Genomic DNA, 15,436 nt, shown 5'->3' on the forward strand with positions numbered 1-15,436 from the left:
TAAGACTCAGGTGTGCATATTTAAATAACCACATTAAACTCAGTATTTCTGCTTAGTTAAAAAGCGGGATGCTCCCGGAAGGCACATTGGCAGTGATAGGTACTGTTATAGGGATCGTAGGCGGTACAGTCGCAGTTGCTGAACAAATTCGGAAGTGGTATCAGGAATATAAGAAACCTAAGAAGAAATTTGATGTAGTGCTTGTGGCTGGAGATGTTCGAGTGGTTTTAGAGAATGCCACTATTGAAGATATTCGTGCCGTACTAGAAGAACTGGAGAGTTAGTGTGCAAACGCTTTACATCAAGTTAGTACCCCTTGAAAAGCAGTTTGTAGAACTGCGTTACGCCTTTGGAGAACCCGCAAGGTACGAAACCCAACGGCTTGATGTATCATCGATCGACAACTTGATCCAGAAAGCAAAAGGCAGCTATTATATGTCGCTGCCTGATTTGAAAGGTATGGGACATCAACTGTTCTGCTGGTTAGATGGTACTGGTAGGTGGTTGAGTCGAGCAATTAATGACTGTACAGATGAAGGGTTAGTTTTAGCACTAGATGTGCGTGAACGATTAGGACATTTGCCCTGGGAGACTTTACATGATGGAGCGCAATTTATTGTAGAACGTGTAAATCCAGTGATTGTGCCAATACGTTGGGTCGATCGTCCTGTCCAGGATTCGCACGATATTCAGCAAGGTCCTCTACGGCTCTTATTCATGGCAACGTCGCCAGACAATGTAGAACCATCACTAGATTTTGAACAGGAAGAAGCCCAAATTTTGACGGAAACCAGAGATATTCCTCTCGATTTACGAGTTGAGGAAAGTGGGTGCATTACAGAATTGAGCAAGCTCTGGGGGCGTTATCGCGAACCATTCGATGTGTTTCATTTGACAGGACATTCATCTATTGAAGATGAAAAACCGTTTTTTTTAACAGAAACAGAAACTGGAGAACGCCATATTGCATATGCCTCGGAAATTGCTACTGCTTTGCGATTTCGTATGCCCCAGTTAGTGTTTTTATCAGGTTGCCGAACAGGTGAAGCACCGAGTAATGGTGCAGTATCCTCTTTGGCGGAATCATTGATCGAGGAGGGATGTAGAGCCGTTTTAAGTTGGGGAAGACCGATCGCAGATGTAGTCGCAACACAAGCTGCAGCATATCTCTATAGCCAACTTGCTGCTGGATATCAACTTGCAGAGGCACTTGCCAATACTTATCAGCATTTGCGAGAGGCTAAGGTAGAGGACTGGCATCTACTGAGACTGTATGTTAGCGGTAAGTGCCCAAAAGCATTGGTTGAACCATTGGGCGATCGGGTATGGTTGCCCGAAGAACCAATTTATGAACAGTTTCTAGATTCGCAAGGAATTGTTCGAGTTGCTACACCGCAGGAATTTGTGGGACGACGCAGAATACTGCAACGTAGCTTGAGAGCATTACGAGCTCCAGATAAGCTAGGTGTGATTTTGCATGGTTTAGGTGGAGTTGGGAAAAGCACGATCGCAGCGAGGCTTTTAGAACGTTTACAGGGCTACCACACAATATTTATCTACCGACAATTAGATGAGGACAAACTGCTAAGGCAGCTTGCAGAACAATGTCTATCGGAAACTGGGCAAGAAATTCTACAAGGCAAACTCCCGCTGACGCAAAAGTTAACTAAATTCTTACGAGAAGGGCTAAATGAACGAGGGCAAAGTCTAATCTTTGTTCTAGATGATTTTGAAGCAAACTTAGAATTGAGAACGGACGGTATTGCTGTTCTCAAGCCTGATACTGTCCCAGTCCTGATGCCTTTATTGAAGGCGATAAGTCAATCTCGTCTTCACCGAGTAATCATCACATCTAGATATGATTTTCCGCTTCCCGAGCTAGATCAACGATTATATCGAGAGCAATTAGCTGCACTATCAGGTGCCGATTTACAGAAGAAATGTAATCGTCTAATATCTTTTGCACCTGGTTCTGAAGTCGATCTAGAGCTACGACTCAAAGCTTTGAAAAGTTCGGCTGGTAATCCTCGCCTGTTGGAAGGGTTGAACAAAGTTTTACAAGTACAACATCTTAATCAAGAACAAATTCTGGAGGAAGTAGAGAAAACCAGCAAAGAGTTCCGTGAAAGTATTTCGGCACAGGAATTACTGGAGCAACAACCACCTCAATTGCGACGAATGCTTAGTTTTTGCTTAGTTTATCAGTTACCAGTACCTGCTTCTGCTATAAAAATTATTTGCCCAGAAAGTTTTGAGGTAGATAGTTATATTCCCCGATCTGTTGCACTCGGTTTACTCGATCGCATACACAGTAAAGAAGAGACTTTGTACGAGGTTTCGCGAATTTTAGAACCACTTCTTGATTTTCCTGAAGACTCGATCGATTTATACAAAACTGCGGTGGAATATTTGCATCAGATATGGTTTGCTAAAGGTTTGCAAAACGCTATAGAGACAAAAAAAGAATTATTAGAATCTTCTCTCTACGATCCTTTTTTAGAGCAAGATTTACCAACGGATAGGTTATTTGAATTGTACCGACTTGCAACAGCAGGCTTAAGACCAGATGTATTAATCACAGCAAACTGGTTTTTAGTGACGCGTCTCAATAAGCAAAAAAGGTATAGAGAGGTAGCGACGCTATGCAAGTTTGTCTATTACAGAGCTTATGGTGATTTGGGAGTCCATATTGTATCTCCTAATCTTCTGTACTATCTGGCGAAAGCCCAGCAACATATTGGTGAAGTAGAAGAAGCTTTGCATAATTATCAAGAGGCATTAGATTTATGCTCTCAGCAATGCGAAACGCAAAAAGATTTTGTACTTCATAAAATTACTAAAGCTTCTATACTTCATGATTTAGCTGGTTTGCATAATCAACAAGGGAACTATCAAAAGGCTCTTGAACTCTGTTTACAAGTTATTCAAATTGATGAATATACTGATAACGATCTTGGTCAAGCTATATCATTCAATCAATTAGCCGAGATTAGAAAAAAATTAGGTGAACCCGAAGAAGCACTAAAAATTTATAAAAAGGCGTATGAATTTGCCAAAAAATTAATAGACAAAGATTTACTGTTTACTATACAAACTAATATGGCTGCTTTGCAAGTTGATCTTGGTCAAATTGACGCTTGGGATAATTTATTGTCAGGTTTAGTTTCAGACGAAGTACAATCCAAGAACTTTGAATTTCAAATTAAGCTTCTCAGCAATACTGCATCGCAGAAGCTAAAACAAGGTGAAATAGAAGAAGCAAGGAAACTTCTAGAACAATTAAATAATCTACTACCCCAAATTGATAATCTTTGGCTTAAGGCAGCACTTTTACACAATTTAGCCACTTTTCGATCGGAGTGCGGCGAGCGTGAGCTTGCTTTAGAGCTTTATCATCAAGCTCTAGAACTGCACAGAAATAATGGCGATCGACCACATGAAGCACTGACGCTTCAAGAGATAGGAATTCTTCATAAACGTCAAAACAATAGTGGTGAAGCTTTAAAGTTTCTTGAAGAATCCTACCAATTATCTTTAAAAATTGGAAACAAAGAGACTCAAGCTAATGTATTACTACTAACCGCAGAAATACTGATAGATAGAAATGAATTTTGTCAGGCAGAAGCAAAAATCAATACTGCTTTAGAACTAGCCAGCACAATTAAACTCCCTCAGTTGTATGCGCTTGCTCTCAGAGATATGGGACTGCTGCAAATAAAACAGGGAAATTATGATGCGGGAACAGATTTTTTAAGGCAAGCTTTGGAACAAGTTAACTCAGCCGTTGATGTTGTTCTTCATGCTACTATTCTCAAGCTTCTAGGAGAAGTTTTATCTACTCAAGGCGACGTAGATGAAGCCCTTAAACACCTAACAGATTCTCTAGAGCTTTATTCCAAAATTAATCAAACTGAGGATATCAAAGAAGTCCACAAGCTGATCGGAGATGCTCATTCTCATAGGGCTTTACAGATACATAATATGGCAGTTCGAGAGGCTAACTTAGGTCATGTAGAATCAGGAATTAAATTGATTGAACAAGCTTTCTCTCTAGTTGAAGAAGTTGAAAATGAAGAAATTAGAGCATTTATTCTATTGTCATGGGGAAACTTTCTAATCATACAAGGAGATTTTGAAATAGGTATAAGTAAAGTATTTTATGCGCTTAAAATAGCTGAGGAACAACAACTCTCCCGAAAGCAAGAAATGCAAGATGCTGCTTTGGCGGTACAGTATGGAAAAATCAGACAACTGTTTGAACTATCTCAAGAGAAATGTCAGAGCCAAGAATTGGATGATGCACTTACTGTGGCTCTGCAATGTTTGAGACTAGCGGAATTATTAAAAGATGTTGAGTGGCGTTCGGGATGCCTCTCATTACTCGGGCAAATCAAGGTAAATCAGGGCGATTATGAAGGTGGAATACTAGATATTGAAATGGCTCTTTCTTTGGCTCAAGAAAATCAGCTTGAGGGAATTCATGAATTACAGCAGGTAATTTTTGCAGTCAATGGGTATGAAGCAGTTCGACTTTATCAGAAAGCTGACTCCGCTCGCCAGGAGGGAAATCTAGAAAATGCTATTGAGCTTGCTTGGGAAGCATTTGAATTTCAATGCCGTGTTAATCACAAAAACAATCAACCTGATACTTTGTGTTTTATCGGACAACTTTTGATTGTTTGCAATCAACCAGAGGAAGGATTGAATAAGCTACAGCAGGCATTAGATATAGCGCAAGAATTACAAGCGCCAGAAATCATAAATCTGGTTCAAGAGGTGATAGATCATTATCGTACTCACCAAGGGGATTGAATATCGAGATACCGTTAGAAGACGAGGTTAGTTGCTGAACAATTTGGTAATCGATCGCTCGTGAGGAATAGGTAATTGCTGATTGATAACAGCCATTACCCATTCCTCATGCTAAACCCTAGCTGCCGCCAATCCGAGCGACATCGCGAGCGTTTTCTTCAAACGCAGCCGTCAGCGCATCATCACCGCTTAAACCCGATGCGATCGCCCTTTCAATAGCCTGCAACACCCGCTTATAATCTCTCGGCATCACCTTCACAAACACCGGCACCATCTCATCCCACGCAGCCAGAACCTTCGATGCCTTCGCACTTCCAGTCAAATCAACGTGAGTTTGAAGCATCTGCCGCAAATCGCTAATCTCCTCAACATCCTCCAGTTTTTCCAAATCCACCATCGACATATTGCAGCGAGTAGCAAAATCCCCCGCTTCATCCAAAATATAAGCAACACCGCCACTCATACCCGCTGCAAAATTGCGCCCGGTTTCACCCAAAACTACAACTTTGCCACCAGTCATGTACTCGCAACCGTGATCGCCCACACCTTCAACTACTGCGTTAACGCCGGAGTTACGCACCCCAAAACGTTCGCCCGCAATCCCTCGAATGAACACCTCGCCGGATGTCGCGCCGTAAAGCACTACGTTACCGACAATCACGTTTTCTTCCGCGACAAAGGTAGAAGCTGGCGACGGATACAGGATGATTTTGCCGCCGCTGAGCCCTTTGCCCAAATAGTCGTTAGCTTCGCCTTCGAGCTCCAGGGTGACTCCCTTGGGAACGAATGCGCCAAAGCTTTGCCCAGCGCTGCCTTGGAAGTGCAGGTGTACCGTGTCATCCGGCAAACCTTCCCAGTGGCGTTTGGTGATTTCGTTGCCGAGAATTGTGCCGACAACCCGGTTGATGTTGGTAATTGGCAGTTTGGCGTGTACCTTTTCACCGTTTTCGATCGCACCTTTGCACAAATCCAACAACACACTCATGTCCAGGGACTTTTCCAACCCGTGATCCTGCGCCATCTGACAATAGCGCCCGACATCCGCCCCAACTTCCGGCTGATAAAGGATTTTCGAGAAATCCAAACCCTTAGCCTTCCAGTGTTCCACCGCTTGCTGAGGTTCCAAAACATCAGTCCGCCCAACCATTTCATTCAGCGTGCGGAAGCCCAACTGCGCCATAATTTCCCGGACTTCCTGCGCGATGAAAGTCATAAAGTTTACCGTGTGCTCGGGGTCGCCGGTAAAGTTTTTCCGCAATAGCGGGTCTTGCGTCGCCACGCCCACCGGGCAAGTGTTCAGGTGGCAAACGCGCATCATGATGCAGCCCAATGTCACCAGCGGCGCGGTAGCAAAACCGAATTCCTCAGCGCCAAGCAAGGCAGCAATTACTACATCGCGGCCAGTTTTCATTTGACCGTCAGTTTCCACGACAATCCGGCTGCGGAGATTGTTGAGTACCAAAGTCTGGTGAGTTTCCGCCAGTCCCAATTCCCAAGGTAATCCCGCGTGTTTGATCGAAGTTTGCGGCGACGCGCCCGTACCGCCGTCGTAGCCGGAAATCAACACGACATCGGCGTGGGCCTTAGCAACACCCGCCGCGATCGTCCCGACTCCCACTTCCGACACGAGTTTCACGCTAATCCGCGCTTCTCGGTTGGAATTTTTCAAGTCGTGAATCAATTCAGCCAAATCTTCGATCGAATAAATGTCGTGGTGAGGAGGAGGCGAAATCAATCCCACACCCGGAGTCGAGTTCCGCACCTTGGCAATCCACGGGTATACTTTTTTACCGGGCAACTGTCCGCCTTCACCGGGTTTCGCGCCTTGCGCCATCTTGATTTGCAGTTCCCGCGCTTGGGAAAGGTACAAGCTGGTAACGCCGAAACGCCCAGAAGCAACTTGTTTGATCGCGCTGTTTTTCGAGTCGCCGCGATCGTTCGTCCAAGTGTAGCGATCGGGATCTTCGCCACCTTCACCGGTGTTCGATTTGCCACCAATGCGGTTCATCGCTACTGCTAGCGATTCGTGGGCTTCTTTAGAAATCGAACCATAACTCATCGCCCCAGTTTTAAAGCGTTTGAGAATAGATTCGATCGGCTCAACTTCCTCAATCGGTATGGATTCCCGCTGTTTGAATTGCAACAAACCGCGCAAGGTAAAATGCTGCTGGTTTTGTTCATTAACCAGCCCAGAATACTGTTTGAAAAGCGTATAACTGCCCTCGCGCACCGACTTTTGCAGCGCGTGAATTGTCTGCGGACTAAACAAATGCGCTTCGCCTTCTTTCCGCCACTGATATTCGCCGCCGACATCGAGAGTATGTCCGCTGGATGGGCGGTCTGGGAAAGCGTGATTATGGCGCAAAATAGCTTCTTGGGCGATGACTTCGAGGTCTACGCCTTCAATCCGGGAGGCTGTCCAAGCAAAGTATTTATCGACTACGGATTTGTTCAAGCCGATCGCCTCAAAAATCTGTGCGCCGCGATAACTTTGAATTGTCGAAATCCCAATTTTCGAGGCAACTTTCGTCACCCCTTTAGTTGCCGCTTTAACGTAGTTTTTGCAAGCTGTTTTGTACTCGACATTTAGCAGCAATCCTTCGCGGATCGAATCGGCGATCGTCTCAAAGGCCAAATACGGATTAATCGCGCCGCAACCATATCCAATAAGTGTTGCAAAGTGATGCACTTCCCTCGGTTCGCCGGATTCGAGTACGAGTCCCGCCCGCGTGCGCGTACCTTTACGGATCAAGTGGTGGTGCAGGCCCGCAACTGCCAGCAGCGCCGGAATTGCGGCTTGGTCTGGACTGATACCCCGATCGCTCAAAATGATGATATTCACCCCGGAGGCGATCGCGCTGTCTGCTGCTGCAAAAACCTTTTCTAAGGCTTGTTCTAGACCTTTCACGCCGCTTTTGGGGTCAAACAAAATCGGTAGTGTAATCGACCGGAAATTGCCCTCATTTACGTGTTTGAGCTTAGCTAATTCTTCATTGCTGAGAATTGGCGTTTTCAGTTCAATCAAATGACAGCTTTCGGGTTCTGGTTTGAGCAAATTGCGTTCAGCGCCGATCGTAGTTTCGGCAGAAGTTACAATTTCTTCGCGGATAGAATCAATTGGCGGATTGGTAACTTGAGCAAACAACTGCTGGAAGTATTCGTAAAGCAGTTTTGGGCGGTTGGAAAGCACCGCCAGCGGCGTATCTGCACCCATCGCGCCGACAGCTTCCACGCCATCTTTTGCCATCGGTGCTAACAGCAACCGCAGTTCTTCAAAGGTGTAGCCAAAGGCCATTTGCCGCTGCAATAATGTTTCGGGATGAGGTTCTGCTACTGCCGGCGCATCTTTCAGTTTGGCAATTTCGACCATGTGCTGGTCGATCCACTGGCGGTACGGGTGTTCTGTGGCGATTTTGGTCTTAATTTCCTCGTCAGAGACGATGCGGCCTTCCTCGGTATTTACCAGGAACATCCGCCCCGGTTGCAAGCGACCTTTTGATACAATTCGTTCTGGGGCGATCGGCAAAACTCCGGCTTCCGATGCCATAATTACCAAGTCGTCTTTGGTAACGCAGTAGCGGGAAGGGCGCAAACCGTTGCGATCGAGCACGGCCCCGATCGAAGTACCATCGGTAAATGCGATCGAAGCTGGGCCGTCCCAAGGTTCCATCAAGCAAGAATGGTATTCATAGAAAGCTTTTTTCTCGTCACTCATGGACTCGTGGGCTGTCCAAGGTTCGGGAATCATCATCATTACAGCGTGCGGCAAAGAACGCCCAGCCAAAGTCAGCAATTCCAAAGCATTGTCAAAAATCGTCGAGTCGCTGCCTTCGATATTGATTAAATTGGGGATTTTCTTTAAGTCATCGCCGAATAGTTCCGACTCGAACAGCGATTGCCGCGCGTGCATCCAGTTAATGTTGCCGCGCATCGTGTTAATTTCGCCGTTGTGAGCGATGTAGCGGTAAGGGTGCGATCGTTCCCAGCTCGGAAAAGTATTCGTGCTGAAGCGCGAGTGAACCAGGGCTAGAGCGCTTTCCATGTCGGGGTCGTGCAGGTCGGGATAGTAATCGCCGACTTGCACCGGCATTAACATACCCTTGTAGACGATCGTCCGGCACGAGAGAGTGGAATTGTACCAGTAGGGGTCTGTGTTAGTCCTGCGAATCGCATTGTGAGCCCGTTTGCGGATCACGTACAGTTTCCGCTCGAAAGCCGCCTCGTCGATACCTGCGGCGCGCCGGAGGAACACTTGCTGCATGAAGGGTTCGCTCGATTTGGCGGTGTCGCCGAGGGACGAGTTATCTGTGGGAACATCGCGCCAGCCCAGCACTTCCTGACCTTCTTCTGCGGCGATTTCCTCAAAAATGCGTTTGCCGTTTTCGCGTTCAGTTTGATTTGGCGACGAGTAAATCGCGCCAACGCCGTACTCGCCGGCTTCGGGAAGTTCGATGTTTAGGGCCGCAGTTACTTTCTTGAGAAACTTGTGGGGCACCTGCATCAAAATCCCCGCCCCGTCTCCGGTGTTGGGTTCGCAGCCGCACGCGCCTCGGTGGTCGAGGTTCAAGAGGATTGTCAGCGCCTGCTCGACAATTTCGTGGGATTTGTTACCCTTCATGTGTACGATGAATCCGACTCCGCAAGCGTCGTGCTCGAACTGCGGATCGTACAGACCTTGCTTTTGTGGCAGTCCGTTGCTGTTCATTTTGATGCTCCTGTCAAAGTGGCGAAAAGATGTTGATCTAGAGTAGAGGATGGGATGCCGATCGCTCTAGTATCATGTATTATATGTGGATCTACTCAATTGGGTAGATCCACCAAAAAAACCAAGCTTATTCGATCCGAGTAAAAAAATAGTTAAAGCCGATAACTTACCTATGGAACCCGGAGGTTAAAGATTTATGCTTAAAGACTCTTCAATGATGTGAATTATTAAACCGCAGAGGCCGCAGAGAGCGCAGAGGAAGAGAAGAGAGATGAGTAATTCCGATACTAACTCACATCTTGTACCCTTGTTAATAACCTTTTCAAGGGCGGGCTCTCCGGCCCAGCCCACAAAATTTACTCTCTGTGGAACAGGAATCTTGCCTGTTATTGAGAAATGAGTTTATCGCACTGTTAGTGCGACTGTATCCTCAGCGCCTGGGTGACATTCTCCACCCGCATTTTGCCTTCTCAACAGCAATGAGTATTTCTGAAAAATTGCAAAAAGTCGATCGACTCAAAGCCTGGTTGGATAGCTTTCGGCCACTTTCTCCCACCCTGGTTGCAGAATTGAAAAAACTCTATGACGTTCGGTTTACTACTTATCACTCCAATGCGCTGGAGGGAACTACTTTGACACAGCGCGAAACCGAATTAGTCCTAGAAACCGCCATCACTGTCGGTGGCAAAACTTTACGTGAACACCTAGAAGTCATCGGACATCGAGATGCGATCGACTACATTGAAATGGTAATGCGATCGGACACCCCGATCGGTGAATGAGAAATTAAACAAATTCACAACTTAATTATAAGGGCGATCGCCCCGGAGGAAGCTGGACGCGATCGGCAGTTAGAGCTCAAAGCGGTCGGTACCGAATACCTCTATCCGCCTCATTATTTGCTTTCGGGTTTGATGCGGGAATTTATCCAATGGCTCAACAGTGATAAAATCAGATCGTTACATCCGCTAGAGTTGGCAGCCAAAGCACATCTTCGCTTTGTTTCGATTCATCCATTCGGGATGGTAACGAACCCACCGGGCGGCTATTGATGAATCTGCTGCTGTTGCGGGCGGTATATCCCAGGGTCATTATCTCTAAGCAGATGCTAGCAGTTTTGCAGCAGCAGTCTCAAGAGGTGGATTAGGATTCACCTTTAATCAATATTCAAGAACCAGCGCCGTTTCTATGAAGATTTGATGTAGATTGGGGCGATCGAGCGAATACTAGGTGACAACAGCTATGTTGGTTTTGCTATGGTGGTTAAGGCAAGTCGATCGGGCAAAGCAGACAAAAGTGCAAAAATCTACAGTCCCCTAAGCGGTTCCCGCAGGTGGTCTTCGGTTTTAACTATAGATTAGTTAATCTCAAAAAACAACGTCGTTTACCAAAGGATTCAGCAAGCAATCCTCAAGGAGTAAAAATCATGGTTCAGATTCAAGAAATTTCTCAAGTATCTACTCTGCACGCACCTGCAGCACCCAACGCAGTAGCCGCTACAGAATTGCGGCCTTGGGGCTCATTTACGACTCTAGAAGAAGGCCCCGGATATAAAATTAAGCGGATCGAAGTTAAGTCAGGACACCGCCTCAGCCTGCAAATGCACCACCACCGCAGCGAACACTGGATCGTGGTTTCTGGTACTGCAAAAGTTACTTGCGGCGAAACTGAACAAGTTCTGTTTACAAATCAGTCTACCTACGTTCCTCAGTGCATTTCTCACCGCCTGGAAAATCCGGGAGTTATCCCCTTGGTTTTAATTGAGGTGCAGAATGGCGAATATCTCGGAGAAGATGATATTGTACGCTTTCAAGACGATTATGCCCGTACAGAAAAGGCTAAGTAACTCAAGTTGCTAAAAATATAGAGGTAAGGTGCGCGGTCCGGCGCACTTTACATTCTCCGGGTAAGGTACGCGCCTAGGCACATTCTACATTTTCAAAACTCAACATTACTTCCCAATTACGAATTACCAATTACAAATTACTCATAATGATTCATCTGAGCAAAACAGCAGCAACAGAAGTAACGCGCCTCAAGTCGAAGCATCCGAACCCCAATGCTTTATTTCGTCTGGGCGTGGAATCGAGCGGCTGCTCCGGTTTGTCTTATACAATGGCATTTGACGATGCGCCAGCCCCAGAAGACGCTGTATGCGAGTCGGAGGGAGTTCAAGTGGCGATCGACCCCCAGCACTTAAAATATCTCAATGAGCTCACCTTGGATTATTCAGAAGACTTGATGGGCGGAGGTTTCCGATTTCACAATCCCAATGCCGCCCAAAGCTGTAGCTGCGGCAACTCCTTTTCGGCTAAGGAATAATCACTAGGATGACACTCAAAGACTTATAAAAAGTCCAAAAAACCTTCAAGTAAGCCGATCGAGACTACCAACATCGACGCCTGTTTAGGATTAGGAATTGACGGCAATATCGAACTCAGAACTCCCGATACTTACCCCATTAGCACTAAAGCCAACTGTCCCAAATAGGGGTTGAAATTTAGGTATGTAGTTGCGCTTCAGCGCTCTTAACTTAGAGAAGAGCGCTAAAGCGCAACTACATACCTTTGTTTAATGTGCCAGTTGCGTAATTCCTATATACCTAAGTTCCTAGAAAACCATTATGGTAAGGTGCGTCGCCCGAAACAATCTGCAAGTGTCATCGAACATCTAACAGTCCCACACCTAAAGATCAGCACCACATAATATATGCTTGAGGAGGACAATTAGGCGTATCTCACCTCCCTGAAAAGCGCTATAGATGGTTGGTAAAACCCGCCTTTACGATCGCGCAAGTTATACTATCACGAATCAACCAGAAATGACGTAAAAGCTCGATCGACTATCAACACAATCAAGCTGGCGTACCGAGAATAGTCCACTGCATTAACTGCTGCCACTCCGGAGATTGAGCTAACAAATCTGCATCGAATTCATTTCCCGCATCCTGCGAAAACTCGGCGAAAGCTTCCGCCCAATTAATTACTGTTTCCACAGGCAAATAAGGCGTATAATTCCAAGAACGCTGCAAAAACTCTACCATCTCAACAGAATGACCGGTGCGGTACAAATACCAAGCAATCCAAACTAAGGTACTGTACTTGATTTGCTTTTCCAACAAACGTATTTTATCCGGCAACTCGGGGCGGGCAAAAAAATTGTCCATCACTGCGGCGAGGGATTTAGCCTGCGGTAAACCTTTGTACATGGCGCTTTGTTCGTGCTGGCGGTAGCAAACAGTTACTTGCTGCAGCCACTCTGCTTCGCATCCCATTAAGGCTAAACGCAGCACTAAATCTGTATCTTCCGCCGGGGGAAATCGAGGATCAAATCCGCCGGCGCGCTCTAACCACTGACGGCGAAATACCATCGCGCTGGGTAATACTGGTTTCCACCGCAGCCACATTTCTAAGTCTAATTTAGGGACATTTTGCCAGGGTTTGACATCTTTTAGGGGTTCGCCTATACTATTAACTAGACGCCAGCCGCTGTGGACTATTCCTAGATTTGGTCGCGCTGCAAATACAGCCATTTGTGCGGCTAATTTGTCGGGAAAAAAGTAGTCGTCAGCATCAAGAAAGGCGATGAATTCTCCTCGCGATAGCTCGATGCCGTGATTCCTGGCAATCGAAACTCCTTGATTCTGTTGGTAAATGTAGCGAATTCGATCGCCATATTTCTCTAAAACTAACTTGGTATCGTCTCGGGAGCCGTCGTCTACGACAATAATTTCCCAGTTAGCATAAGTTTGGTGCAGAACGCTATCTACGGCTTGGCCGACGTAAGCAGCGCAGTTGTAAGCCGGAATTACTACGCTCACCTGCGGGGTGCGATCGCTCATAATTAATATCAAGTTTTATGGATTCTACCATTTTAGATTTTAGATTTGAGATTTTAGATTAAAAAACTGGAAATGACTGATGAGCATCTGGCTTGGAACTTGCCTACAGTTGCATTCTTTTTGTCAAGTGGTTAAAACTGGTATTATAATCAATACGCGGTGAGCTGGTTTATGGAAATCCGCGCTTTGAAATCAAGAAAAACCATGCAACCGCCCCTACAAGATTTATTGGTAAAATCCGGTGGCGTCTTTATTGTACAATACTTATCGGGTGACCCGGAGGCTCACGCACCCGATAAGTGAGGCTTTATGAGCATAATTTGCGTTCAAGAATTTGCCAAGGTAAGTTGTCGTGAATTAAGTAAATCTTGGGGGCGAATTGCTAAAGGGTAGGAATCGCCTTTTACCTTCAAATACTTGTCAACTATTTGCACAACCTGTTCGGGATTGGCTGGCTTGCTCAAAAAATCGGAAGCACCTGTCAATTTCGCTCGCGTGCGGTCAATTATACTGTCTTGACCGGTCAAAAACACGATCGGAGTTTCCCGAAAAGCCGGCGTCTTCCGCAAAAAATTGCACAAAGCAAAGCCACTTGTCTTCGGCATCACCACGTCCATAAAAATTAAAGCAGGCTTTTGTTTGGCGAGGAGGCCCACTCCCTGCATGGGGTCTTGAATTTTTAGGACTCGATACCCCTCCGGCAATAAAATTTGTTCTAAAAATTCGCACACTGTCGGACTGTCATCGATACAGGCAATCAAAGGGCGACCCGGCCCAGCGATCGCCGCGGCAAGGCGCCACTGTTCTATAGGCGACGGCAAGTCTGGTACTGTTCGGAAATTTACTAAACCCTGCTTGATGTAATTAACTAAACCGCGAGTTGCCACTGTCACGCACTGCTTTTTCTTAAATGCAATATCCCAAAGAGTATTCTCGCCGTTGAATACGTTACCCAAAGCGATCAAAGAATTAGAACTAAATCGATTTTGCTGCAACTGGGCCGACGGTTTTAAAAGCGGTGCTTGTTCTGGATCTACCAACCACAAACCCATTCCTTTCCACTTCTGCCAAATTTCTTCTGTACAACACAGAACTTTCTCTACTTCTGTTAAAGACAGCAGCAAAGAAGAAGTAATTGTAGAAAAATATTTCTGGGACGGACGCCACTCCCGGCGCAAACCCGATTGACCGATCAGAGCAAATAACACTTCGGAAAGGCTGGTCTGGACGATCGCCCTAGCTTGTTCCAGACTCATTTCGCTGGCTGCTATCCCTCGCTGAAGCAGTTGATATTCCCACAGTTCTCCAGCATCGAGGTCTCTGAGATCCACATGAAAGTTTCTACAGTGTTGCCCGATCGCCCTGTACCAGCGCCTCGATCTGTGCGACCCTCCCGTGGCATAAACCAAACTACCCTGAAAAAAGTAAAGCTGCCACTGTTGTTCCCCTTGCTCTAACAGCAGTTTCCCCGTTGCTTGTTTCTGGCTGAGTACAGCCAGAGTATGGGACAACATTTTGTATCCGATTGCGGTAGCAGACATATCAACTCGCATCCCCTGTACTCTGTTTGTACCATTATATAGCTGCTGAGTTTTGAAAGATAACAGTGATATTACTGAATTTGGGTTAAGAAAAACCACTAATTATGAGAATTTAACCCCATCAGGGAGTGATTCCCCTCGGTAGTTTTAGCCAGTAGGATGCCACGCCTATTTGCACTATTAACTAATCACTAAAATCCAGCTTCTAACTAATAACTAATTGCCCTCGCTATCTTTGGGAGGTACTGGATCGTAACCCCCTGGATGAAAAGGATGACAGCGCAAAATTCGCTTAACTGCCATCGAACCGCCACGGGCGGGCCCAAATCTTTCTATTGCTTCGATCGCGTATTGCGAACAAGTTGGGTGAAATCTACAGGCGTTAGGCAGGTAAGGAGAAATTCCCATTTTGTAGCCTCGGATTAATCCGATCAGCAATATTTTCACAATTTTTACCTCAGCGATTGATTAGATTAATAGGCAAATCTCGTCCCCTACCGCTGTAAGCTAGGTGCATCGAGAGCATTCCCAGCGGTT

At 46.0% G+C, this 15,436-nt stretch carries 10 protein-coding genes; 6 read left to right on the forward strand and 4 right to left on the reverse strand.

Features of this window, described 5'->3' with window-relative positions; genetic code table 11:
• Positions 1-86 precede the first annotated feature (86 nt).
• Together QUB33_RS21395 and QUB33_RS21400 are read left to right on the forward strand one after the other, a co-directional pair.
• Entirely contained in the window at positions 87-284 is a 198-nt protein-coding gene (locus QUB33_RS21395) for a hypothetical protein (RefSeq protein ID WP_333353886.1), read from the forward strand.
• A gap of 1 nt (position 285) precedes the next feature.
• Complete coding sequence (locus QUB33_RS21400; RefSeq protein WP_333353889.1) at positions 286-4,812, forward strand: tetratricopeptide repeat protein; 4,527 nt, start codon at positions 286-288, stop codon at positions 4,810-4,812.
• 118 nt (positions 4,813-4,930) lie between these two features.
• Here QUB33_RS21400 and gltB read toward each other — a convergent pair whose 3' ends face one another.
• The gene (gene gltB / locus QUB33_RS21405; RefSeq protein ID WP_333353893.1) at positions 4,931-9,517 is read right to left on the reverse strand and encodes a glutamate synthase large subunit; all 4,587 of its coding nucleotides are present in this window, start codon (positions 9,515-9,517) and stop codon (positions 4,931-4,933) included.
• 365 nt (positions 9,518-9,882) lie between these two features.
• Between gltB and QUB33_RS21410 the strand changes: the two genes are divergently transcribed.
• The 4 genes from QUB33_RS21410 to QUB33_RS21425 all read left to right on the forward strand — a co-directional run bounded on the left by QUB33_RS21410 (position 9,883) and on the right by QUB33_RS21425 (position 11,839).
• The gene (locus QUB33_RS21410; RefSeq protein WP_333353897.1) at positions 9,883-10,299 is read left to right on the forward strand and encodes a hypothetical protein; all 417 of its coding nucleotides are present in this window, start codon (positions 9,883-9,885) and stop codon (positions 10,297-10,299) included.
• 36 nt (positions 10,300-10,335) lie between these two features.
• Positions 10,336-10,569, forward strand: a complete 234-nt coding sequence (locus QUB33_RS21415; RefSeq protein WP_333353972.1) for a Fic family protein — start codon at positions 10,336-10,338, stop codon at positions 10,567-10,569.
• Between the two features lie 374 nt (positions 10,570-10,943).
• The gene (locus QUB33_RS21420; protein WP_333353900.1) at positions 10,944-11,363 is read left to right on the forward strand and encodes a cupin domain-containing protein; all 420 of its coding nucleotides are present in this window, start codon (positions 10,944-10,946) and stop codon (positions 11,361-11,363) included.
• A 146-nt stretch (positions 11,364-11,509) separates the two neighbouring features.
• Positions 11,510-11,839 (forward strand): iron-sulfur cluster assembly accessory protein, encoded by a 330-nt coding sequence (locus QUB33_RS21425; RefSeq protein ID WP_333175585.1) that lies wholly within the window; start codon positions 11,510-11,512, stop codon positions 11,837-11,839.
• Between the two features lie 532 nt (positions 11,840-12,371).
• Here QUB33_RS21425 and QUB33_RS21430 read toward each other — a convergent pair.
• The 3 genes from QUB33_RS21430 to yidD all read right to left on the reverse strand — a co-directional run bounded on the left by QUB33_RS21430 (position 12,372) and on the right by yidD (position 15,346).
• Complete coding sequence (locus tag QUB33_RS21430) at positions 12,372-13,358, reverse strand: glycosyltransferase (RefSeq protein ID WP_333353903.1); 987 nt, start codon at positions 13,356-13,358, stop codon at positions 12,372-12,374.
• Positions 13,359-13,684: 326 nt separating this feature from the next.
• Entirely contained in the window at positions 13,685-14,899 is a 1,215-nt protein-coding gene (locus tag QUB33_RS21435; protein ID WP_333353907.1) for a response regulator, read from the reverse strand.
• 216 nt (positions 14,900-15,115) lie between these two features.
• Positions 15,116-15,346, reverse strand: a complete 231-nt coding sequence (gene yidD, locus QUB33_RS21440) for a membrane protein insertion efficiency factor YidD (RefSeq protein ID WP_333353911.1) — start codon at positions 15,344-15,346, stop codon at positions 15,116-15,118.
• Positions 15,347-15,436 lie beyond the last annotated feature (90 nt).

The organism is Microcoleus sp. B3-A4 (assembly GCF_036705385.1).
Taxonomy (GTDB): domain Bacteria; phylum Cyanobacteriota; class Cyanobacteriia; order Cyanobacteriales; family Microcoleaceae; genus Microcoleus.